Consider the following 21,749-nt stretch of genomic DNA (forward strand, 5'->3'; position numbering starts at 1 on the left):
CTGACGACACCCTTGACCAAAATCGTTGATGTCGAACAGCTTTAACGAGAGGAGCAGCGCATGACCGCACCCACCTGGATGTCACGACAGGCATATGAGCGGCTGCAACAGAAGTTGTCCGGCCTGCGTCGGCTGATGGGGTCGGCCGCGGACGCGGACGAGGTGTCGATGCAGATTCAGCGCATTCACGACCTGATGCTCGACGCTATCGTGGGCGACGATCCGCCCGACGACGGGATCGCCGAGCCCGGCATGGTGGTCACCGTCCGCTTCGAGGACAGCGGCGACATCGAGACGTTCCTGCTGGGGGTCCGCGGCGCCGAGCACGGTGACGTCGAGGTCTACTCGACCCGTTCTCCGCTGGGCGCCGCGCTCGTCGGTGCGTCCCCCGGCGAGCAGCGGACCTACCGCCTGCCCAGCGGCACCACCTTGACTGTTACCCTGCTCGCCGCCGTCCCGTACGGCGTGCATGTGGCGGACCTTTCGGCCTGAAATCGCCGTCGCGGCGCCCGATGTCGCTTGCCAACAGGCGCGGTTCGGTTCCGATCCCGGCCCGCCGACCTCTACTGTGGCATGGGATCAGCTGTAACGCTGGCGCTACCGAAGACAGGTGACGACATGAACCGAAACAGCGGCTATACGCGACGACTCCGAGTGTCCGCGCTGGCCGCCGTAGCCAACCCGTCGTACACGCGCATCGACACCTGGAACCTGCTCGACGACGCCTGCCGCCACCTGGCCGAGGTCGACCTGGCCGGGTATGACAAGACGCACGACCTGGCCAAGGTGAAGCGGCTGATGGACCGCATCGGCGCCTATGAGCGCTACTGGCTGTATCCCGGTGCGGGGAACCTGGCGACGTTCCGCGCCCATCTGGAGAGCTTGTCCACCGTGCGACTCGCCGAGGAAGTGTCGTTGGCTGTGCGGCTGTTGTCCGAATACGGCGACCGGACTGCGCTATTCGACATTTCCGCGCCGCTGGCCGACCAGGAGTTGGTGGCGCAGGCCAAGCAGCAGCAGTTCTACACGGTGTTGCTGGCCGACGACTCCCCGCACAACTCACCGGATTCACTCCTGGAAAGCCTGCGCGCGCTGCACAACCCCTCCGAGGACATCCAGTTTGAGATCCTGGTGGCTCCCAGTGTCGAGGATGCGATCACCGCGGTGGCGCTCAACGGTGAGATCCAGGCCGCAATCATCCGCCACGACCTGCCGCTGCGTTCGCGCGACCGGGTGCCGTTGATGACCACGCTGCTGGGTGCCAACGACGACACTCCGGTGTCCGACCGTGCGCACGATTGGGTCGAGTGCGGCGAATGGATCCGCGAGTTGCGTCCGCATATCGACCTGTACCTGCTTACCGATGAGTCGATTGCGGCAGGCAGCGACGACGAGCCCGATGTTTACGACCGCACCTTCTACCGGCTCAACGACGTCACCGACTTGTACAGCACGGTGATCGCCGGGCTGCGAAACCGGTTCTCCACGCCGTTCTTCGATGCGTTGCGGGCCTACGCCTCGGCGCCGGTAGGCCAGTTCCACGCGCTGCCCGTCGCCCGCGGCGCTTCCATCTTCAACTCGAAGTCGCTGCAGGACATGGGCGAGTTCTACGGCCGCAACATCTTCATGGCTGAGACTTCGACCACCTCCGGTGGACTCGATTCGCTGCTGGATCCGCACGGCAACATCAAGAAGGCGATGGACAAGGCGGCCATCACCTGGAACGCCAACCACACCTACTTCGTCACCAACGGGACCTCCACGGCCAACAAGATCGTCGTGCAGTCGCTGACCCGGCCCGGCGACATCGTGCTTATCGACCGCAACTGCCATAAGTCTCACCACTATGGCCTGGTGCTGGCCGGCGCCTACCCGTTGTATCTGGACGCCTATCCGTTGCCGCAGTTCGCCATCTACGGGGCGGTGCCGCTGAGCACCATCAAAAAAGCGCTGCTGGACCTTGAGGCGGCAGGGCAGCTGGACAAGGTGCGCATGCTGTTGCTCACCAACTGCATTTTCGACGGAGTCGTCTACAACCCGCGGCAGGTGATGGAGGAGGTGCTGGCGATCAAGCCGGACATCTGCTTCCTCTGGGACGAGGCTTGGTACGCATTTGCCACCGCCGTCCCGTGGGCCCGGCAGCGCACCGCGATGGTGTCGGCCGAACACCTCGAGCAACGCTTGGCTTCCCCGGAATATCGTGAGGAATACCGCAACTGGCAAGCCTCGATGGAGGGAGTGCCCCGCTCGGAATGGGTCGACCGCAAGCTGCTGCCGGATCCCGATCGGGCTCGGGTGCGGGTGTACGCGACGCACTCCACGCACAAGTCATTGTCGGCGTTTCGGCAGGCGTCGATGATCCACGTCCGCGACCAGGACTTCAACGCACGTGCCCGCGACGCATTCGGGGAGGCGTTCCTGACGCACACCTCGACCTCGCCGAACCAGCAGCTGCTCGCTTCGCTCGACCTGGCTCGCCGGCAGGTCGACATCGAGGGTTTCCAGCTGGTCCGCCAGGTCTACGACATGGCCCTGGTGTTCCGTCACCGGGTCCGCAAAGACCGGCTGATCAGCAAGTGGTTCCGCATCCTCGACGAGTCCGACCTGGTGCCCGAGGACTACCGGGCTTCCCACGTCAGCTCGTATCGGGAGGTCCGGCAGGGCGCCCTCGACGAGTGGAACGAGGCCTGGCGGTCCGACCAATTCGTGTTGGACCCCACCCGGGTCACGCTGTTTCTGGGCAAGACCGGGATGAACGGCTACGACTTCCGCGAGAAGATTCTGATGGACCGGTTCGGCATCCAGATCAATAAGACGTCGATCAACAGCGTGCTGCTCATCTTCACTATCGGGGTGACCTGGTCGAGCGTGCACCACCTGCTCGATGTGCTGCGCCGGGTGGCCACCGACTTCGACCGGGCGAAAATGGCCGCCAGCGCAGCCGACTGGGCGCTGCACGAGCGCCGGGTCGAGGAGATCACCGAGGATCTGCCGCACCTGCCTGACTTCAGCGAGTTCGACGTCGCGTTCCGGCCGGAGGGGGCGACCACCTACGGTGATACCCGGTCAGCGTTTTACGCCGGGTACGAGGAGTCCGACCGCGAGTACGTGTTGATCGGCACGGCCGGGCGCCGGCTCGCCGAGGGAAAGACGTTGGTGTCTACCACTTTTGTGGTGCCCTATCCGCCCGGATTCCCCGTGCTGGTCCCCGGCCAGGTGGTGTCCAAGGAGATTATCTACTTCCTGGCCCAGCTCGACGTCAAGGAAATCCACGGCTACAACCACGATCTCGGGTTGTCGGTATTTACTCAGGAGGCCCTGGCCCGGCTGGAGGCCAAGCGCAGTGCGGTGGCCAGCGCCAGCACCAACGGCAACGGATCCGGCCCGGCCACTGCGGCCGAACAGGCGCTGGTGGCAAACGAGCACACCGTGCCGGTGAACTGAACGCAGCTGTCTGGCCGGCGCGGCCGTTACGCTCAGCGGGATCGGAAGTTTGAGCTGACGCGCCCGGTGGCGCAATGGCTCGGTGGTTCGCGGTTTTGGCTGGTCGTGGCCGAGCAGCGGGTACCGGTGCCTGGCGCAATGCGCGGCGACGCCGCAGACCTCCTTCGCGTCCCCAGAATGTGCTGCTGACCTGCATTAGCGTGGCGTCGTGGCCGAAGCAGTACCGATCCAGGGCGCCCGCGCCGACCGGGCGCGGCGGACCGCCGACGTGTTGCGTCAGCAGATTCACGTCGGCGCCTACGCCTATGGCTTACCGGCCGAAAGCGAGCTGGCCGCCGAATTCCTGGTGTCGCGCAACACCATTCGCGAGGCGCTCGGCATACTGAAGAACGAAGGGCTGATCGACCGCGGGCCCAAAGTGGGAACCCATGTCGCACAACGGAAGTACGCACATGGCTTGGACGCCCTGCTGGGACTGAAGGAGACGTTCAAGAACGACGGTGAGGTCCGTAACGAAGTCCGCGTCGCGATGACGGTCGTGGCACCGCCCTCGGTGGCCCACCGGTTGCGGCTGGAACCCGGGGCAAAGGCGGTGTTCGTCGAACGGTTGCGTTTCCTGGGCAACCTTCCGCTCAGCCTCGACCTGACCTACCTGGCCCCCGACATTGGTGCCGAGGTGCTCAAGCATCGGCTGGAGACCGACGACATCTTCGCGCTCATCGAACAAGTCAGCGGGCAGGTCCTGGGTTCGGCGACTTTGGCGCTAGAGGCCATTCCCGCCGACGCCCATTCGGCGGCCACCCTACAGGTACCGGACGGGGTACCGCTGCTCATGCTCGAGCGGCTCACCAGCCTCGACGACGGCCGGCCTGTCGACCTGGAGTACATCCGGATGCGTGGCGACCGAATCACCATGCGCGGCAATCTGATTAGGAGTAAGCCATGACACTGGTCAGCAACAACCGCGCCGATGTGCCGGTCACCATCGACGAGTCGCTATGTATCGACGGCTGCACGCTGTGCGTTGAAGTCTGTCCGCTGGACGCGTTGGCGATCAACCCCGAAACGGGCAAGGCATTTATGCACGTCGACGAATGCTGGTACTGCGGGCCGTGTGCGGCGCGCTGCCCCACCGGCGCCGTCACCGTCAACATGCCCTATCTACTCCGCTAGGACCGCCGATGAAAATCCGTGCCGCGCTCGCATCGGTAGTGATGGCGGCGGCGACCTTGGCCTCCGGCTGCTCGCTGGAATCGATGGATCAGTCCGCCGGGGTGGTCAACGTCGTCATCGGCTACCAGTCCAAGACCATCAACACCGTCACAGCGGGCACCTTGCTGCGTGCCCAGGGCTACCTGGAGCATCGGCTGGCCGACATCACCGCCCGCACCGGTACCCGATACGCGGTGCGCTGGCAGGACTACGACACCGGGGCCCCGATCACCGCGCAAATGCTGGCCGAGAAGATCGACATCGGCTCGATGGGGGATTACCCCCTGCTGATCAACGGGACCAAGACGCAGACAAATCCACGGGCACGCACCGAGTTGGTGTCGGTCACCGGGTACAACCCCAAAGGCGCTCTGAACATGGTTGTGGTTAAACCGGATTCGACTGCCACTACGCTGGCTGACTTGTCCGGCGCGAAGGTCTCGGCCTCGGTGGGTTCGGCCGGCCACGGAACCTTGATGCGTGCGTTGGCCAAGGGCTCGGTCTCCGGAGTCGACGTACTCAACCAGCAGCCCCAGGTGGGCGCCTCGGCCCTGGAATCAGGTCAGGTGCAGGCGCTTTCGCAGTTTGTCGCGTGGCCGGGCCTGCTGGTCTACCAGAATAAGGGCAAGTTGCTCTACGACGGTGCCGAGCTGGATGTGCCGACCCTGCACGGTGTAGTGGCGCGGCGGGCCTATGCGGCTGCCCACCCCGAGGTGCTGGCTGCGTTCCTGCAGGCACAACTGGACGCTACGGACTTCCTCAACACCGAACCGCTGGAGGCTGCCCGGATCGTCGCCGAGGCCAGCGGGCTGCCGCAGGAGGTTGTGTACCTCTACAACGGGCCTGGCGGTACGTCGTTCGACACCACGCTGAAGCCGTCGCTGGTCGAGGCGCTCAAAGGTGATGTGCCGTACCTGAAGTCGATCGGTGACTTCGCCGACGTCGACATCGACGGGTTCGTGCAGGAGGAGCCGCTACGCGCGGTGTTCGGCGCCCGCGGGCTGGACTACGCCGCGGCGCGCCAGCGGACGACGAATCCGTCGGCGCTCGGCGGGGATCCCGGACTGGCCAGTGAACTGTGGTTGGACGGAACCGCTGCGACGCAACCGGCGGCCGATCCGACCGCCCTGCTGCAGGCGGTCCGGGAAGCAACTTCCCGTGGGGCCAAAGTGCGCGCCGCCTATGTGCCCGACGCCGAACTGGGCACCCGCTGGTTCGCCGACAAGGCGGTGTGGGTGCGCGACGGCGCCGCCTACCGCCCATTCGGCACGGTAGCTGGGGCGCGACGCTATCTGGCGGCTCATCCCGGCGCCACGACGCTGAGTTACCAACAGGCACTGGGAGGTTCGCTATGACGGCCGAGTTGACCGACAGGGTGGTCGGTGCGGTTCCCGCACCCGTTTTCGTGACGGCCCGACGAACGCGCTCGCCGTGGGGGTCGCGGCTGCTGCGGCTGGCATCGGTGGCCGCGGCGATCGGGTTGTGGCAGCTGCTCACCGCTGGGAAGGTGCGGTGGGGCCTGCGGTTCGACACGCTGCCGACCGTCACCGAGATCATGCATGCGGCGAGTCGCCGGCTGCATACCAACGAGTACTGGCTGGACCTGGCGCAATCCTTGCTGCGCATTCTGACCGGATTCGGCATCGCCGCGGTCATCGGCATCGCGACCGGGGTACTGCTCGGGCGTTCACGATTGTTCGCCGACACCATCGGCCCGCTGACCGAGCTGGCCCGGCCCATTCCTGCCATCGCGATGGTGCCGGTGGCGATCCTGCTGTTTCCCACCGACGAAGCCGGGATCGTGTTCATCACGTTCCTGGCGGCCTTCTTCCCGATCATGGTCAGCACCCGGCACGCCGTACGTGCGTTGCCCACGCTGTGGGAGGACTCGGTGCGCACCCTGGGTGGCCGCCGCTGGGAGGTACTAACCCAGGTGGTGCTGCCCGGCATCCTGCCCGGCGTGTTCGGGGGACTCTCGGTGGGCATGGGAGTGGCGTGGATCTGTGTGATCTCCGCGGAGATGATCTCCGGCCGGCTCGGGGTCGGATACCGCACCTGGCAGGACTACACGGTGCTGGCCTACCCGCAGGTGTTCGTCGGGATCATCACGATCGGCGTGCTGGGCTTCGTCACTGCGGCAGGGGTGGAACTCATCGGCCGGCGGGTGACGCGCTGGCTGCCACGGGCAGAGGAGGAACGGCGATGACCCCGGTTAGTCATGCGATGGGTCTGGAGCTGGATCGGGTTCGGCTGTCCTACACCGGAGTTCCGGTCATTGAGGGGCTGAGCCTGGCGGTACGCCCGGGCGAGATCCTGGTGCTGACCGGGCCGTCGGGTTGCGGCAAGTCGACCGTGCTGCGCGCGGTGGCGGGGCTGCTGCGGCCCGAAACTGGGCGGGTGCTGGCCGACGGCCAGGAGGTCACTACCACCTCGGGTGACCGCGGCATGGTCTTCCAGGACAACGCGCTGTTGCCTTGGCGCACCGTGCGATCCAACATCGAACTCGCACTGCGGCTGCGCGGAGTGCCGCGGGCCGGCCGGCGGGCGCAGGCCGAAAGGTGGATCACCGAACTCGGGCTCAGCGGCTTCGGCGAGTACCTGCCCAAGAGCCTGTCCGGCGGCATGCGACAGCGCGTCCAACTGGCCCGCGGTCTGGCCGGGGCGCCGCGGGCGGTGATGATGGATGAGCCGTTCGGGGCGTTGGACACCCAAACTCGCTCCGCCATGCAGAAGCTGCTGGTCGACACCTGGGGTGTGCACCCCACCACCGTGGTGTTCGTCACCCACGATGTTGATGAGGCGCTGCTGCTAGGCGACCGAATCGCGGTGCTGGGCAAGGCCGGACAACCCTTGCGCGCGGTGATCGAGGTGCCCGAGCCGCGCGTGGACAAGCCACGTCCGGCACTGCGCGCCGAAATCATCGCCGCGCTAGGTCATTCGGCGGTGGCAGCATGATGCAGATCCCGGACTTCGAACCGCAGTTGCGGCTGGACTGCGACGTGCTGGTCATCGGCGGCGGCACCGCCGGCACCATGGCGGCGCTGACGGCGGCCGAACACGGTGCCCAGGTGCTGTTGCTGGAAAAGGCGCACGTTCGGCACTCGGGCGCGTTGGCGATGGGCATGGACGGGGTGAACAACGCCGTCATACCGGGTAAGGCCGAACCCGAGGACTATGTCGCCGAGATCACCCGGGCCAACGACGGAATCGTCAACCAGCGCACCGTCTATCAGACCGCTACCCGCGGCTTTGCCATGGTCCAGCGGCTGGAGCGCTATGGGGTCAAGTTCGAGAAGGACGAACACGGCGAGTATGCGGTACGCCGCGTGCACCGCTCCGGCTCGTATGTGCTGCCGATGCCCGAGGGCAAAGATGTCAAGAAGGCCCTCTACCGGGTGCTGCGGCAGCGCTCCATGCGGGAGAAGATCCGCATCGAGAACCGCCTGATGCCGGTCCGGGTCCTGGTTCAAGACGGCCGGGCCGTCGGCGCCGCCGCGTTGCACACCCGCACCGGCCAATTCGTTGCCGTCGGTGCCAAGGCGGTGGTCCTGGCGACGGGTGCGTGCGGGCGGCTCGGGCTGCCCGCTTCGGGGTATCTGTACGGCACGTACGAGAACCCGACCAACGCCGGGGACGGCTATTCGATGGCGTATCACGCCGGGGCGGAGCTGTCCGGCATCGAGTGCTTCCAGGTCAACCCGCTGATCAAGGACTACAACGGCCCGGCCTGCGCCTACGTGGCCAACCCGTTCGGTGGCTATCAGGTCAACGCCGATGGCGAGCGGTTCGTGGACTCCGACTATTGGTCGGGTCAGATGATGGCCGAGGTGAAGAGCGAGATCGACTCTGCCCGCGGACCCATCTACCTGAAGGTGTCGCACCTGCCTGACGAGACGTTGACCGCGCTGGAGAACATCCTGCACACCACTGAACGGCCCACCCGTGGCACCTTCCACGCCAACCGCGGCCACGACTACCGCACCCATGACATTGAGATGCACATCTCCGAAATCGGCTTGTGCAGCGGGCATTCGGCGTCCGGGGTGTGGGTCGATGAGCATGCCCGGACCACGGTGCCGGGCCTCTACGCGGCCGGGGACCTTGCGTGCGTGCCGCACAACTACATGATCGGGGCGTTCGTCTTCGGTGACCTGGCCGGCGCCGATGCCGCCAGCCTAGCCCTGAAAGTAGCTGCACCGCAAGAACTTCCGGTTGACCAACTACGCGAAGCGCATGAGCTGATCTACCGTCCGCTGCGCCATCCCGACGGGCCGCCGCAGCCACAAGTGGAGTACAAGCTGCGGCGCTTCGTCAACGACTATGTGGCGCCGCCGAAGTCGGCGGCCAAGCTGTCCATCGCAGTGCGCACTTTCGACCGGATGCGTGACGAGATCGCCACTATGGGTGCGCGCACCCCCCACGAGCTGATGCGTGCGGTTGAGGTTTCGTTCATCCGCGACTGCGCCGAGATGGCCGCCCGGTCCTCGCTGACCCGGACCGAGTCGCGTTGGGGCCTCTACCACGACCGCGCCGACCTGCCCGGCCGCGACGACAGCCAGTGGGGCTATCACCTCAACCTGTGCAAGGGTCCCGGCGGCGGCATGTTGTTCCGCAAGCGCCCTGTGGCGCCTTATTTCGTGTCGGTGCCTGAACTCGAAGGGCTGCCGCCGGCCGATCAGCGGGTGCTCGACGTGCAGGAACCCGCGCTGGTCGGCGGCCAGGCGCCGGCCACTACCCGGTCGCGGATCGGCGCGGCGCCTGCGGTCGAGTCACCGTCGCCACGCATCGCCGAGGTGCTGGCGTTGGAGGTGCCCGCGACCAGCGAGTTGCAGCCTTACCTGGCCGACCTCGACCCCGGGGTGCGGCGCACCGCGGTGGCCACGCTGACCGAGCACACTCCCGACGGGTACGGCTCGGCCTTGTTGGCCGCGTTGGATGACGTCGACGCCTCGGTGCGCCTTACGGCCGCCGAGGGCGTCCGGGAACTCGTCGAGGTGTTGCCCGACCCGGCGGACGCCCGCGCACACCTGGGTTCTCCGGACCGGGTGGTGCGGGCGGCCGCGGTGTACCTGCTGGCCTCGCGGCGGGCCGGCGAGCCCGAGCTATACCGCCGCGCCCTCGGCGACGACGATCATCGGGTGCGCATCGAGGCGGTGCGCGCTCTGGTATCGGTGGACGACGCTGCGGGCGTGATCGAGGCCATTGACGACGAGAACCGCGAGGTTCGCATCGCCGCGGCCGCCGGGCTGGCGACGCTGCGCGAATGTCCAGGCACCGGCCGGGCCGCCGCCCGGCTGGTCGGCGATCCCGACCCGCTGGTGCGCGCCGCGGCCCTGGCGGCTATCGGAAAAATCGGTTGCAGCACAGAGGATTTGGTGTATATCGAGCAGGCTCTGCGAGCGCCTGCCTGGCAGGAGCGTGAAGGTGCCGCCCGGGGCCTGGCGGGTGCCGATGCGGAGTTCGCGGTGCCGCGGTTGGCCGATGCGCTCGGCGACGCGCATCTGGACGTGCGAAAGGCGGCCGTGCTCAGCCTGACTCGCTGGGCCGATCAGAGCGCGGCCCGGCATGCGCTGCGAATTGCGTTGAAGGACAACGATGCCGACGTGCGGGCTTACGCCCGGTTGGCGCTGGACATGGCCGGATAGTCGGGCAATTCAACCGCGTCGCCGGTCGCGAACCACTTGCGTTCGGCGAAGCGGCGAAACGGCCGGCGCTGCATGTATTTCATCGCCATGGCAGTCAAGGCGATGTCGGCGGCCGACTTGGGTGCGTAGCGTTCGACGGTGTTGCCCATCGTCTGGCACCGGTCGACGAAGGGCCGCAGCACTGCGGCATAGCGATTCAGTGCGGCGGCCAACCGCCCGGCGTCGAAGTCGACAGCTGGGCCCAATTCGCCGGCCAGGACGTGAGCCCCGACCAGCGCCAGGGTGGTGCCCATCCCACTGAGCGGGGACGCGCAATAGCCGGCATCGCCGACCAGCGTGACGCGCCCCCGTGACCAGGTAGCCATGTGCACCTGGTCGAACGCGTCGAAGTAAAAGTCATCGGCCGCCCGGGCGGCGTTCACCAGCGCGTCGCATTGCCATCCTGCGCCGGCGAACCGCGAAGCCAACAGCTCGCGCTGAGCCTCCAGGTCGCGCCGGTCGTACTGCAGGGGTGGGGATTGAAAAGCCAAGCCGGCCTTGGCTGTTGCCGGGTCGTGCGAGGGCCGCATCGAGGCGAGCAGCCCGCCCGGCGCCTGATAGATCAAAAACCAGCCATCCAGACCGACGGTGTCGGGGGCGGTAAACCAGCCGTGGTAGCCGCCCAGCGGCTTGACGAATTCTTCCTCCGGCCCGAAGGCCAGCCGCCGGACCGCCGAGTGTGGGCCATCGGCACCGACGACCAGGTCGGCGGTCACCGTGGTGCCGTCCGTCAAGCTCGCCTGCGCCGGCCCGTGCGCCGGAAGATCGGGCTGGGTCAGGGCGGTGATGCGGGTGCCAAACCGGTACTCGACCCCGGTCGCCCGGCAGCTGGCCTGGTAGAGCACATCGACCAGGTCGCCGCGCAGGATTTCCAGCTGGCTGACCAGACCGTTTCCGTGGAAGGCGGTCACTGGCATCTCGGCCCGACGGCTGCCGTCGGTCTTGACCCAGGCGACCCCACGCTGGGCCAGGCTGCGGGCCCGCATCTGTTCCAGCAGGCCCATCCGTTCGATCACCGTGCGCCCGGCGCCTCGTAGATCCACGGTCTGCCCGCCGGGACGGATCCCGTCGGCGACTTCGACCACCACCACGCGGTACCCGGCGCGGCTCAACCAGAATGCGAGCGCGGGTCCGGCTATCCCGGCACCGCTGATCAGGACGGTCGGTTTGGCCACGGCTCCTAGCCTAAAACGGTTCTACAGTCCCAGTGCGCGGTAGGTGTGCCGGACGAATCGGGGTTGGGCGGTGCGTAGCCGGGCCAGGGTCGGGTTGCCGGCCACCGCGGCGGCCGCGTTGACAGTCAGGTCGGGGCAGTACTGGATCAGGTACATCAGGATCAGGTCTGCGGTCGGGTCAGCCTGCCACCATGTCCCATAGGCGCCGGGCCAGCTGAACGTTCCCAGCCCGCCGGGCCCGAACAGCGGCGTGGCCTTGGCCGGATCGGTCACCACTGACAGGTTCAATCCGAATCCGCGGCCGACCCAGTACGGCGAGCCGAGGAAGTTGTGCCGCTTCTGCTCCTCGGTCAGCCGGTCGGTGCGCATCAGCCGCACCGACTCTGGCGACAGCACCCGCACCCCGTCGATCGATCCGTCGCCGAGCAGCATCCGCACGAACCGCAGGTAGTCGTCGGCGGTCGACCACAGCCCGCCGCCGGCGTTGCAGAACGACGGCGGCTTGACCTGCGGTGGGCCCATCACGTCGTGCCGCAGCCGGTCGTTCTCGTCGTGCCGATACATGGTGGCCGCGCGGGAACGTGCCTGCGGTGTCACGAAGAAGCCGGTGTCGGGCATGCCGGCCGGACCCAGCACGCGCTCGTCGAAGACCTGATGGAGCGGCTTGTCCTCAATGCGGGACAAGACGACCCCCAGCACGTCGATGGCGTGGCTGTAGGTCACCTTCTCGCCGGGCTGATGGACCAGCGGCAGGGCGGCAAGTTCGGCGAGCCATACGTCGGAACCCTGGTTGAACGGCAGCCGCAGGTAGGACCTGCCGATCGGGCCGCCCACTGAGAACCCGTAGGCCAGCCCGCTGGTGTGGGTGAGCAGATCCTGGATCAGGATCGGTCGCCGGGCGGGATGCGTGTGGTCCAGCGGGCCGTGCGGGTCGTCCAGCACCCGCAGGTCGGCGAGTTCTGGCGCCCACCGCGACACCGGATCGGTCAGCGTCAGCTTGCCCTCGTCGACCAGGCTCATTACTGCCGCGACGGTGACAGGTTTGGTCATCGAGGCGATGCGAAACAGCGTGTCGCGCTGCATCGGCAGCCCCGCCTCGACATCGCGGTAGCCGATTTCGTTGACTTGCAACAGTTTTCCGCGCTGCCAGACCACCGTCACCGCTCCGGCGAGCAGACCGGCGTCGCAGACCTCGCGGATGGTTGCCTGATTGCCGTCGAGATTCACCCGGGTAGGTTAGCCGCTCGCTTCGTCGTCGCGGCGTATGCGCTAGGAATTGACGCCTCCGCCAGGAACGGATCGAGTGCCCTTCGGCCTGGTCAGGCCTGTGAAAGTGACTTCTGCGAAACGGTTTGCAGCACGCCAACTGCGTGTTACTGTCGCGCTCTCCGGCAAATGTGATCTGGGGAACACGCTGAGAGGGCAGCGACATCAATGGACGGTGTCGTTACCGGTGAACCAGGGTGCGGGTGTGCAGTCACCGAGATCCGCGACCGTGACTGTTGTCTGGGGGTTCCAGGCATCGGTCATACCCTACGAGGGCGGCGACCCGCTGCTCACTACCACTGGTTGGTTAACTCAGCAAAGGCTGGCCATGAATGGCTTGATCTCACAAGCGCAAATCTCCCAACGACGTGTTTCCTGGCGATCCTGGACCCGGCCGTCTGTCGCGATGGTGTTCGCGGCGGCAGTTGTCGCGACGGTCATCACCGGATGTGGAAGCAAGAACTCGACTACCGCGTCCTCGACTTCGGCGACGTCTGGTTCCGCTGCCTCGTCGGCGACCTCCGGTTCGTCGGCGGCGCCCTCGGCGGAAGCCCAGCAGCTGCTGCAGGACAGCTTCCAAGGCGACCACCGGGCTGCACTCCCTGCACGTCAACCTGCAGACCGCCGATATCACCACCTTGCCGATGGAGTCGGTCAACGCCGACGTCACCAACCAGCCGCAGGAACTCGGGGGACAGGCGGTCGGTGACGCCATGATCCGACTGCAGCCTCAGGCACCCGCGGTGCCCAAGCAGTTCGTGGTCACCAAGAAGACCATGTACACCAAGGACGACACCGGCAAGTACACCTCGGCCGGACCCGCAGACAAAGATCTACGACCCGGGGTGTAGTCCTGGATAAGGACAAGGGCATCGGCGCCGTGATCGCCAAGGTCCAGAGCCCGCAGGTCGCGGGCAACGAGAACATCGACGGCGTGGCCACCATCAAGGTGACCGGGACGATCGACCCGGCCGTCGTCGACCCGCTGGTACCACCAGATCGCCAAGGACGCCAAGGGCCCCTTGCCAATCACTCTCTACATCGTCGACGTGAAGGCGCCGGGCGCGCCTGGTAACCCGCCGAGTGCCTACCTGGTGCGGATGGTGCTCGACAAGGACAAGGGTCACGTCACCATCACTCTGTCGAACTGGGGAGCGCCGGTCACGATCCCCAATCCGCAGGGATAACGGCCGGGGTCAACTCTCGGGGTAGGGGACCGACCCGGATGTGCGGCACTGCGTTTGCGGCCGCCGGACTCCGGGTCGGTTCTCGTCCGCAGCTTTCGAGTGATGCGCGGGATCCAAGCGCGCAGCCGTTGAGAATTCTCCAAGCCTCCTCCAAGGCCGAGCTTCCAACATTTGGGCCAGCTCGCCGGAAAGCCCGGCGTGCTGCCAATTTCACTCGATCAGACCTGGAGGACCAGCAATGACCAATGACGTCCCGGAGGTACAGGAGCGCGGGACCGACCCGCGCCCCGGACCTCCGCCGGGCGGAGGGCCCCCCGTACTGCCCGACGTATGGGTCTACAACGGACGGGCCTACGACCTGAGCGACTGGATCGACAAGCATCCCGGCGGTGCATTCTTCATCGGGCGCACCAAAAACCGTGACATCACCGCGATTATCGCGTCGTACCACCGCGATCCAAAGGTAGTCGAGCGCATACTTCAGCGCCGCTATTCGCTGGGGCGCGAAGCAACGCCGCGCGACATCCATCCCAAGCACAACGCCCCGCCGTTCCTGTTCAAGGAGGGCTTCGACAGCCGGCGCGATACGCCGCACTACCGGTTCGACAACAACGAGGACCTGATGCACCGGGTCAAGGCGCGGCTGACCGAGCCGGCGCTGGCCGCGCGAATCAAGTTGATGGACCGCCTTTTCAACATAGTCGCGGTGCTGCTGGCGATCGGCTATTTCGGTGTGCAGGCGCTGCGCCTGGTCGAGCCGCGGTGGATGCCGTTATGGGCCTTCGTTTTCGCGATGGTCGTGCTGCGCAGTTCGTTGGTCGGCTACGGCCACTACTCGTTGCACCGGGCGCAACGAGGCCTGAATCGGGTGTTCTCCAACACTTTTGACCTGAATTACATCGCGCTGGCCCTGGTGGTCGCCGATGGTCACACGCTGCTGCACCACCCGTACACGCAGAGCGCAGTGGACATCAAGAAGAACGTGTTCACCATGATGATGGGGTTGCCCAGGCTGTATCGGGTACCCGTGCACACCGTTCACAAGTTCGGCCACACCGTTACCGGCATGGCGGTGCGGATCGCGGACGTGTGGAACATGACCCGCAAGGTGGGTGTCGAGGAAGGATATGGCAGCTGGCGCAACGCACTACCGCACTTCCTCGGATCCTCGGGGGTGCGGTTGCTGCTGGTGACCGAGATGATCGTCTTCCTGGCCGCCGGAGACTTCTGGGCCTGGGCGCTGCAGTTCTTCGCCACGCTGTGGGTCAGCACGTTCATGGTGGTGGCCAGTCACGAATTCGAGGACGAAGATCCCGATGCCCCCGAGCCCACGGCGGCCGGGCAAGACTGGGCCGTGGACCAGGTCGAGCATGCCCACGACCTGAAGGTGATCGGCAACCGCTACGTCGACTGCTTCCTGTCAGCCGGCCTGAGCTCGCACCGTGTGCATCACGTATTGCCGTTCCAGCGCAGCGGTTTCGCCAATATCGTGACCGAAGACGTGTTGCATGAAGAGTCGGCGCGATTCGGGGTGGAATGGTTGCCGCCGAAGAGTTTTCTCACCGATCGGCTTCCCAAGCTCTGTCGCACCTATCTATTGTCGGCGTCGCGTCCGGCGCGAGAACACAACTGGGGTGTACTGCGCGAGCACCTCTCGCCCACGGCGTTCAAGGACAGCGTCAACTACGTGGTAGCCGGCTTCGTCGGAATCGGGTCGGTATGAGCACCCCGGAGGGTGGTGTCGTGGTGCCCGCCGCAGAAGTCGACGAGATCGGCCTGACCCAGCTGCCGCCGGCCCCGCCGACCACCGTCGCGGTCATCGAAGGCATCGCGACCGGCTGGCCCCAGCGGACGGTCGGGCAAGCCGACGCCGCTGCGCGGGTTGTCGAACTTTTTGACGATCCCAAACAGCGCCAACGGATTCCACGGCTCTACGAGAAGACGCGGATCGATACCCGCCGGATGGCGATCGACCCACTGGACCCCGACTTCGACGCATTTCGGAGCGACCCGGCGACGATCCGGGACCGGATGAACATGTTCTTCGACCACGCGGTTCCGTTGGCGGTGGACGTGAGCAGGCGAGCGTTGGCGGATCTCCCTTACGGAGCCGACGAAATCGGGCTGCTGGTCTTCGTCACCAGCACCGGATTTATCGCGCCGGGGGTCGATGTCGCAGTCGTCAAGGAACTCGGGCTGTCGCGGTCCATCTCCCGGGTGGTGGTCAACTTCATGGGCTGCGCCGCCGCGATGAACGCGGTGCGCATCGCCGCCACCTATGTACGTGCTCACCCCAGCATGAAGGCGCTCGTGGTGTGCATCGAATTATGTTCGGTAAACGCCGTTTTCGCCGACGACATCAACGACGTGGTGATTCACAGCCTGTTCGGCGACGGTTGTGGTGCGTTGGTGATCGGTGCCAGCCAGGTTCGGCAGCTGCTGCCGCACGGCAGCGTGGTGATCCGCAGCAGCTTCACTCAGCTGCTCGACGACGCCGAGGACGGCATTGTGCTCGGCGTTAACCACAACGGCATCACCTGTGAGCTGTCGGAGAACCTGCCCGACTACATCTATCGCGGCGTCGAACCCGTCGTCGCAGAAGTGCTGCGGGACAATGGGTTGACGAAATCCGACATCGATCTGTGGGCGATCCACCCGGGTGGTCCCAAGATCATTGAGGAGTCGGTGCGATCGTTGGGCATCGCTGCCGACCGTGCGGCGCCGAGCTGGGAGGTGCTGGCCAGGTTCGGCAACATGCTCAGCGTGTCGCTGATCTTCGTGCTGGAATCCATGGTGCGGCAAGTAGAGTCGAACAAACCCATCTCCACCGGCATGGCATTCTCGTTCGCACCGGGCGTCACCATCGAAGGCATTCTGTTCGACATCATCCGGGAGTCTCCGAAATGAACACCGCGTCTAACCGCGTGCTGTACCGGTCGTTGATGAGCGACAACACGCGCTGGGATGCGCTGGAATTGCGTCCTGGCGACATCATCATCACCACTCCGTCGAAATGCGGGATGACCTGGATGCAGCGGCTGGTCTCCCTGCTCGTATTCGACGGCCCGGATCTGCCCGGGCCATTGTCGACGGTGTCGCCCTGGTTCGACCAGACAATCCGTCCGGTCGAGGAGGTTGTCGCGGTCCTGCAGGCGCAGCGGCACCGCCGTTTCATCAAGACGCACACCCCGTTGGACGGCCTCGCCCTCGACGACCGGGTCACCTACATCTGCGTCGGCCGCGACCCACGCGATGCGGCGGTGTCGATGCTGCACCAGACCACCAACATGGACCGCGACCGGGTGCGTGAGCTGTACGAGGCCGCGCTCCCGGCGCACCATCGCGCGAGACCGCCGGGCGCGATGGCCGATCCCCGGCCCGGCCCGCACGGACCGTTGGACGAGTTCCGCGACTGGATGGAAGGCCCGGCACATCCGCCACCCGGGGTCGGCTTAGCGCCACCCCAAGGTATTGGCACCCTGGCCAACATCCTCGACCAGTTTGGCAAGTCCTGGGAACGGCGCCACGCGCCCAATGTCGCCCTGTTCCATTACGCAGATTTACAGGCCGACCTTGTTGGCGAGTTGCTTCGACTGGCGGCGAGGTTGAATACCGACCTCACCGGCGATCGCGCCAGGGAGCTGGCCGGGTACGCCTCCCTGGCTGCGATGCGGTCGCGGGCCAGCGAGATCGCGCCCAACACCACCGACGGTATCTGGCGCAGCGACGAGCGTTTCTTCCGGCGCGGCGGTAGCGGGGAGTGGCAGCAATACTTCGGTTTCCACGAATCTCGCCGTTACAACGACCGCATCAACCAGTTGGCTCCGCCGGACCTGCTGGCCTGGGCGCACGAGGGACGCCGGGGCTGCGACCCCGACGGCTAATCCGCTCGCTGCGCGCGGAGAACGGCGGATTGGTCGCGATTACGTCGAGCGTCTAGCTGGACTGGCCTTTGCTGCCGTTGCCGAGGGGCGAATTACTGCTGAACCCCCCGGATCCGCCGGCGTTTGTGGAGGCGCCAACAGCGCCTCCGTTGCCGCCACCGTTCGCGTGGCCGGTTGCCCCGGCGCCTCCGGCACCTCCAAGATCACCATTGGTACCCGGACCGCCGTCACCGCTATTGACAGGACTATCGGCGACGGCGCCGCCGCCGCCGCCCCCGCCGGTGCCGAGACCGAATGTTCCGGCTGTGCCGCCGCTGTAGTGCTTCTTAACGCCACCGGAGTAGTTGAAGGCGTCACCTCCCGCGCCACCATTGCCAGCCGCGTGGGTAATGGAGTTCGAGGCGCCGCCACCGCCCCCACCACCACCAAAGGCCGAACCTTGCGCCGCCACGCCACCTGCCCCGCCGCCGCCACCCCCGCCGCCTGATCCGCCGCTAGTGGCCGAGGGGCCGGATCCGAGTCCGCCTCCGCCGCCACCGCCGCCTACGCCCTCGGCCTGAGTAGTGCCGGCAAACACCGAGGTAGCGGTGCCCCCGGCTCCGCCGCCGCCGCCGGTACCTCCGGCCCCCCCGTGGCCGGCGTTACCGCTGCCGGTACCTGCGTCACCCCCTCCGCCACCCGCGCCCCCGCCGCCGCCTCCGCCGCCGATGGTGGACACTAGGGACTTGATGCCGGTGGAGTTGGCGCCGCCGTGACCGCCCGCCCCGCCGCCGCCACCGTCGCCGCCGTTGCCGTTGGTGCCCCCGTTGGGGGTGCCGCCTCCGACGCCGCCGGTTCCGCCGTGGCCGCCGTTACCACCCTGCCCACCGACAGTGGTCAGAGTCGGATCTCCCGTATTGCTGTCGCCGCTGCCGCCCGAGCCGCCGCTACCACCCTGCCCGCCGGTACCGCCAATTCCACCGCTGCCCGTGCCGGTGCCGACGTCGCCGCCCGCGCCGCCCCCACCACCGTCGCCACCGCCGCCACCATTGCCGCCGGTGCCTTTCGCGGTGGTATAGCTGTAGCCGTCTCCGCCCGCACCACCCTTGCCGCCGTTACCGCCGTCGCCATGGGTTCCGCCATCACCTGCGCTGCCGCCATTGCCGCCGGCACCTCCCGTGCCTCCCTTGTAACCCGTGCCCGCGAGGGTCTGGCCGGCGCCACCGTCGCCACCGTCGCCACCCTGGCCGCCGTCGCCGCCGATGCCCGCAGCCCCGACGTGGCCTGCGGTCAAACCCAGTAGCCCGGCCGTGCCAGCGGCTCCGCCCGCTCCGGCGCTACCACCGCCACCGCCGTGGCCGCCCATGCCGCCGTTCGTCGCAACGCCGATGCCGCCCGCACCGCCCGCGCCTCCGAGGCCGCCGGCACCGCCCAGCCCGCCGTCGCCGCCGCTACCGAATAGCGCGCCAAGCCCGAATAACCCCGAGTTGGCGCCACCGGCGCCGCCGGCGCCACCGGCGCCACCGCTCATACCGAGCCCGCCGGTTCCACCGCCCGAGACGCCCACGCCACCGGCGCTCCCTGCGCCACCGTTACCGCCAGCGCCGCCGGCACCGCCCGAAAAGCCCAGCAACGCTCTGTCTGCGCCACCGGCCCCACCGGCCCCACCGGCCCCACCGGCCAAGCCGAGCAGACCGGCCGGGCCGCCAGCTTTCCCGTTACCGCCCATCCCGCCGGCCCCGCCGCTGCCGGCCAGCCATCCCCCCGCACCGCCCGCGCCACCAGCGCCGCCGGCGCCGCCTGGGGCAGTGGCATTACCGCCTTGCCCGCCGACGCCGCCATCGCCGAAGAGACCCGCCGACCCGCCCGCTCCACCAGCTTGTCCAGGGGCTCCGGAACCGCCTCGGCCACCGTTGCCCAACAGGATGCCGCCGGCCCCGCCGGATTGACCGGTCCCCGCAGCCCCGTCGGTGCCATTACCAATCAGGGGACGCCCCAGCAGCGCGTTGGTCGGCGCATTGATGACCGCCAATAGGTCCTGTCCCCAGGTCTGCAGCTGCGACGCGGCAGCTGCCTCGGCGGTTGCGTAGCTCAGCCCGCTGCCGGTGATGGTCTGTACGAACTGGTCGTGGAACAGCGCGACCTGGGCGCTCAAAGCCCGATACTGCTGCGCGTAGTCGCCGAACAGCGCAGAAATCGCCATTGATACTTCGTCTTGCGCGGCGGTCACGATCGTCGTCGTTGAAATCGCCGCCGCCGCGTTGGCCTGCCGAATCGCCGAACCTATTTCTGTTAGCTGTGCGGATGCGGCCGCAATGCCATCCGGTGTGGCGATCAAGTACGACAACGTTGGTTCCCCCATGCGTCTGGTTTGACATCCCCGATCAGCTCGGGATGCGACTCTACTGAAGTTAGGCGGCTCAAGGCCGGGAGATCGTTTGAACCTTGTTCTAAGAGTGGCGGATCCGGCGAGGAGCCTGGGAGATCGGATTTTCCGTTGGCACAATCCTCTTGACACTTCGGTTTCCACGAGTGTCGCCGCCACAACGACCGCATCGATTAATCGGCTCCGCCGGATCTGCTGGCCTGGGCGCACCAGGGACGCCAGGACTGCGACCCCGCGGATTAGTCGCACGACGGTTTCGGTTGCGCAAAGTTACGGCAGCTTCGCGGCTGCGGGTGCGCCGATATGGCCACCTTGGCGATAGCGTTGGCTGCTATGGCCACACCGAACCGCTACGTGAAGCGCTGGCGCACAGCGCTTCACGTAGCCATGTCGGCGTTGGCAGGTGCCCTGCTCGGACTCGGCGCAGCTCCGGTGGCTCAGGCGGCCGCGGCCACGGCGACTTTGTCGGTGACATCGACGTGGCAGACCGGCTTCATCGCAAGCTTCGTCGTCACAAACCCGAACCTGGCGCCGATGTCAGATTGGCGGCTTGAATTCGACATGCCGGTGGGGCAATCCGTCTCGCACACGTGGAATAGCTCCATTGCCCAATCCGGCACGCACTTTGTGCTCACCCCCGCGAACTGGAATCGCATTATTGCGCCGGGTGGTACGGCCACCGGAGGTATGCGAGGTGTGCTGACCGGCACCTACTCGCCACCGGTGAATTGCCGGATCAACGGGCAGCCCTGCTCCTAGCGGCGGTACTTCGCCGTCGTTGACCCATCCGCCGAAACGGCGCAGTGACTGGTGTGACACGTGTGGTCCCGCGGCTCGATGCCGCCCGCGCGGCAACCATCGTGCCCGTCGGGGCGTGCTAGGCTGCCCGGCAGTCGACATCCTTTAACGGACCGTCCAGAGAGGCGGAGAAGGAGGTCAAGCGCTCGCATGTGTGCTGCCCAGAAATCGCGAGAGTTGATGTCAGCGGCCGACGTTGGTCGCACAATCTCCCGCATGGCGCATCAGATCATCGAGAAGACCGCCCTGGACAACCCCGATTCGACGCGGGTGGTGCTGCTCGGCATCCCCACTCGTGGAGTGACTCTGGCCAATCGCCTGGCCGCCAACATCGCCGAATACAGCGGCGTCGACGTCGACCACGGCTCCCTGGATATCACGCTCTACCGCGACGACCTGATGATCAAACCGCCGCGACCCCTGGAAGTGACCTCGATCCCGGCCGACGGCATCAACGGAGCGCTGGTGATCCTGGTCGACGATGTGCTGTATTCCGGGCGCTCCACCCGTTCGGCCCTGGATGCGTTACGTGACGTCGGCCGCCCGCGCGCTGTGCAGTTGGCCGTTTTGGTCGACCGCGGCCACCGCGAATTGCCGGTACGCGCCGACTACGTCGGCAAGAACGTGCCCACCTCGCGCAGCGAGAGCGTGCATGTGCAACTCAGCGAACATGACGGCAGAGACGGGGTGGTGATAACCCGATGAGCACCGCGGCAGTGACGATGCACAGCGCA

General features: G+C 66.7%; 18 protein-coding genes and 1 pseudogene. 16 read left to right on the plus strand and 3 right to left on the minus strand.

What is annotated here, in order from left to right; translation table 11 throughout:
• Nucleotides 1-60 precede the first annotated feature (60 nt).
• The 8 genes and pseudogenes from H0P51_RS11845 (at nt 61) to H0P51_RS11880 (ending at nt 10,301) form a co-directional block, all read left to right on the plus strand.
• Nucleotides 61-492 (plus strand): GreA/GreB family elongation factor, encoded by a 432-nt coding sequence (locus tag H0P51_RS11845; protein ID WP_180918219.1) that lies wholly within the window; start codon nt 61-63, stop codon nt 490-492.
• Nucleotides 493-618: 126 nt separating this feature from the next.
• Nucleotides 619-3,357 (plus strand): annotated as a pseudogene (locus H0P51_RS11850) (aminotransferase class I/II-fold pyridoxal phosphate-dependent enzyme); the annotation flags it as partial.
• A gap of 295 nt (nt 3,358-3,652) precedes the next feature.
• A complete protein-coding gene (locus tag H0P51_RS11855) occupies nt 3,653-4,390 on the plus strand; it encodes a GntR family transcriptional regulator (protein ID WP_180918221.1) in 738 nt (245 codons plus the stop codon).
• Entirely contained in the window at nt 4,387-4,617 is a 231-nt protein-coding gene (locus H0P51_RS11860) for a 4Fe-4S dicluster domain-containing protein (protein WP_180918222.1), read from the plus strand. Before H0P51_RS11855 ends, H0P51_RS11860 begins: the two co-directional genes overlap by 4 nt.
• Nucleotides 4,618-4,625: 8 nt before the next feature.
• Nucleotides 4,626-6,011: an ABC transporter substrate-binding protein gene (locus H0P51_RS11865; protein WP_180918223.1), complete on the plus strand. Its 1,386-nt coding sequence runs from the start codon at nt 4,626-4,628 to the stop codon at nt 6,009-6,011.
• On the plus strand, nt 6,008-6,862 hold the full coding sequence (locus H0P51_RS11870; RefSeq protein WP_180918224.1) for an ABC transporter permease: 855 nt from the start codon (nt 6,008-6,010) through the stop codon (nt 6,860-6,862). The genes H0P51_RS11865 and H0P51_RS11870 overlap by 4 nt, the downstream gene beginning before the upstream one ends.
• A complete protein-coding gene (locus H0P51_RS11875; protein WP_246398570.1) occupies nt 6,859-7,611 on the plus strand; it encodes an ABC transporter ATP-binding protein in 753 nt (250 codons plus the stop codon). Before H0P51_RS11870 ends, H0P51_RS11875 begins: the two co-directional genes overlap by 4 nt.
• Nucleotides 7,608-10,301, plus strand: coding sequence for a fumarate reductase/succinate dehydrogenase flavoprotein subunit (locus tag H0P51_RS11880; protein WP_180918225.1), 2,694 nt, complete (start codon nt 7,608-7,610; stop codon nt 10,299-10,301). The genes H0P51_RS11875 and H0P51_RS11880 overlap by 4 nt, the downstream gene beginning before the upstream one ends.
• Here H0P51_RS11880 and H0P51_RS11885 read toward each other — a convergent pair.
• Together H0P51_RS11885 and H0P51_RS11890 are read right to left on the minus strand one after the other, a co-directional pair.
• Nucleotides 10,268-11,515, minus strand: coding sequence for an FAD-dependent monooxygenase (locus H0P51_RS11885; RefSeq protein ID WP_180918226.1), 1,248 nt, complete (start codon nt 11,513-11,515; stop codon nt 10,268-10,270). The two genes, H0P51_RS11880 and H0P51_RS11885, sit on opposite strands and share 34 nt — an antisense overlap.
• Nucleotides 11,516-11,536: 21 nt before the next feature.
• Entirely contained in the window at nt 11,537-12,742 is a 1,206-nt protein-coding gene (locus H0P51_RS11890) for a serine hydrolase domain-containing protein (RefSeq protein ID WP_180918227.1), read from the minus strand.
• Between the two features lie 488 nt (nt 12,743-13,230).
• On the opposite strand from H0P51_RS11890, the gene H0P51_RS28920 reads away from it, so the two are divergent.
• From H0P51_RS28920 to H0P51_RS11910, 6 genes are all read left to right on the plus strand, one after another.
• Nucleotides 13,231-13,632: an LppX_LprAFG lipoprotein gene (locus tag H0P51_RS28920; RefSeq protein WP_281373977.1), complete on the plus strand. Its 402-nt coding sequence runs from the start codon at nt 13,231-13,233 to the stop codon at nt 13,630-13,632.
• A 29-nt stretch (nt 13,633-13,661) separates the two neighbouring features.
• Nucleotides 13,662-13,856, plus strand: coding sequence for an LppX_LprAFG lipoprotein (locus H0P51_RS28925; RefSeq protein ID WP_281373978.1), 195 nt, complete (start codon nt 13,662-13,664; stop codon nt 13,854-13,856).
• Nucleotides 13,804-13,968, plus strand: coding sequence for an LppX_LprAFG lipoprotein (locus tag H0P51_RS28930; protein ID WP_281373979.1), 165 nt, complete (start codon nt 13,804-13,806; stop codon nt 13,966-13,968). Before H0P51_RS28925 ends, H0P51_RS28930 begins: the two co-directional genes overlap by 53 nt.
• 238 nt (nt 13,969-14,206) lie before the next feature.
• Nucleotides 14,207-15,691, plus strand: a complete 1,485-nt coding sequence (locus H0P51_RS11900) for a cytochrome b5-like heme/steroid binding domain-containing protein (RefSeq protein ID WP_180918228.1) — start codon at nt 14,207-14,209, stop codon at nt 15,689-15,691.
• Nucleotides 15,688-16,875 (plus strand): type III polyketide synthase, encoded by a 1,188-nt coding sequence (locus H0P51_RS11905; protein WP_180918229.1) that lies wholly within the window; start codon nt 15,688-15,690, stop codon nt 16,873-16,875. The genes H0P51_RS11900 and H0P51_RS11905 overlap by 4 nt, the downstream gene beginning before the upstream one ends.
• Nucleotides 16,872-17,852: a sulfotransferase domain-containing protein gene (locus H0P51_RS11910; protein WP_180918230.1), complete on the plus strand. Its 981-nt coding sequence runs from the start codon at nt 16,872-16,874 to the stop codon at nt 17,850-17,852. The genes H0P51_RS11905 and H0P51_RS11910 overlap by 4 nt, the downstream gene beginning before the upstream one ends.
• Nucleotides 17,853-17,904: 52 nt before the next feature.
• On the opposite strand, the gene H0P51_RS28935 is transcribed toward H0P51_RS11910, so the two are convergent.
• On the minus strand, nt 17,905-20,178 hold the full coding sequence (locus tag H0P51_RS28935; protein ID WP_281373980.1) for a PE family protein: 2,274 nt from the start codon (nt 20,176-20,178) through the stop codon (nt 17,905-17,907).
• A gap of 372 nt (nt 20,179-20,550) precedes the next feature.
• Between H0P51_RS28935 and H0P51_RS11920 the strand changes: the two genes are divergently transcribed.
• Together H0P51_RS11920 and pyrR are read left to right on the plus strand one after the other, a co-directional pair.
• Nucleotides 20,551-20,976, plus strand: a complete 426-nt coding sequence (locus tag H0P51_RS11920) for a cellulose-binding domain-containing protein (protein WP_180918232.1) — start codon at nt 20,551-20,553, stop codon at nt 20,974-20,976.
• A gap of 189 nt (nt 20,977-21,165) precedes the next feature.
• Nucleotides 21,166-21,720 (plus strand): bifunctional pyr operon transcriptional regulator/uracil phosphoribosyltransferase PyrR, encoded by a 555-nt coding sequence (gene pyrR / locus H0P51_RS11925; protein ID WP_180918233.1) that lies wholly within the window; start codon nt 21,166-21,168, stop codon nt 21,718-21,720.
• Nucleotides 21,721-21,749 lie beyond the last annotated feature (29 nt).

The organism is Mycobacterium vicinigordonae, from assembly GCF_013466425.1.
GTDB classification, from domain to species: Bacteria; Actinomycetota; Actinomycetes; order Mycobacteriales; family Mycobacteriaceae; genus Mycobacterium; species Mycobacterium vicinigordonae.

Bases quoted from the DNA above. Each gene is read 5' to 3' on its own strand.
- H0P51_RS11870 (WP_180918224.1), top strand. From the start codon at position 6,008: ATGACGGCCGAGTTGACCGACAGGGTGGTCGGTGCGGTTCCCGCACCC.
- H0P51_RS11880 (WP_180918225.1), top strand. From the start codon at position 7,608: ATGATGCAGATCCCGGACTTCGAACCGCAGTTGCGGCTGGACTGCGAC.
- H0P51_RS11920 (WP_180918232.1), top strand. From the start codon at position 20,551: ATGGCCACACCGAACCGCTACGTGAAGCGCTGGCGCACAGCGCTTCAC.
- H0P51_RS11875 (WP_246398570.1), top strand. From the start codon at position 6,859: ATGACCCCGGTTAGTCATGCGATGGGTCTGGAGCTGGATCGGGTTCGG.
- H0P51_RS11860 (WP_180918222.1), top strand. From the start codon at position 4,387: ATGACACTGGTCAGCAACAACCGCGCCGATGTGCCGGTCACCATCGAC.
- H0P51_RS11910 (WP_180918230.1), top strand. From the start codon at position 16,872: ATGAACACCGCGTCTAACCGCGTGCTGTACCGGTCGTTGATGAGCGAC.
- H0P51_RS11845 (WP_180918219.1), top strand. From the start codon at position 61: ATGACCGCACCCACCTGGATGTCACGACAGGCATATGAGCGGCTGCAA.
- pyrR (WP_180918233.1), top strand. From the start codon at position 21,166: ATGTGTGCTGCCCAGAAATCGCGAGAGTTGATGTCAGCGGCCGACGTT.
- H0P51_RS11865 (WP_180918223.1), top strand. From the start codon at position 4,626: ATGAAAATCCGTGCCGCGCTCGCATCGGTAGTGATGGCGGCGGCGACC.
- H0P51_RS11905 (WP_180918229.1), top strand. From the start codon at position 15,688: ATGAGCACCCCGGAGGGTGGTGTCGTGGTGCCCGCCGCAGAAGTCGAC.
- H0P51_RS11900 (WP_180918228.1), top strand. From the start codon at position 14,207: ATGACCAATGACGTCCCGGAGGTACAGGAGCGCGGGACCGACCCGCGC.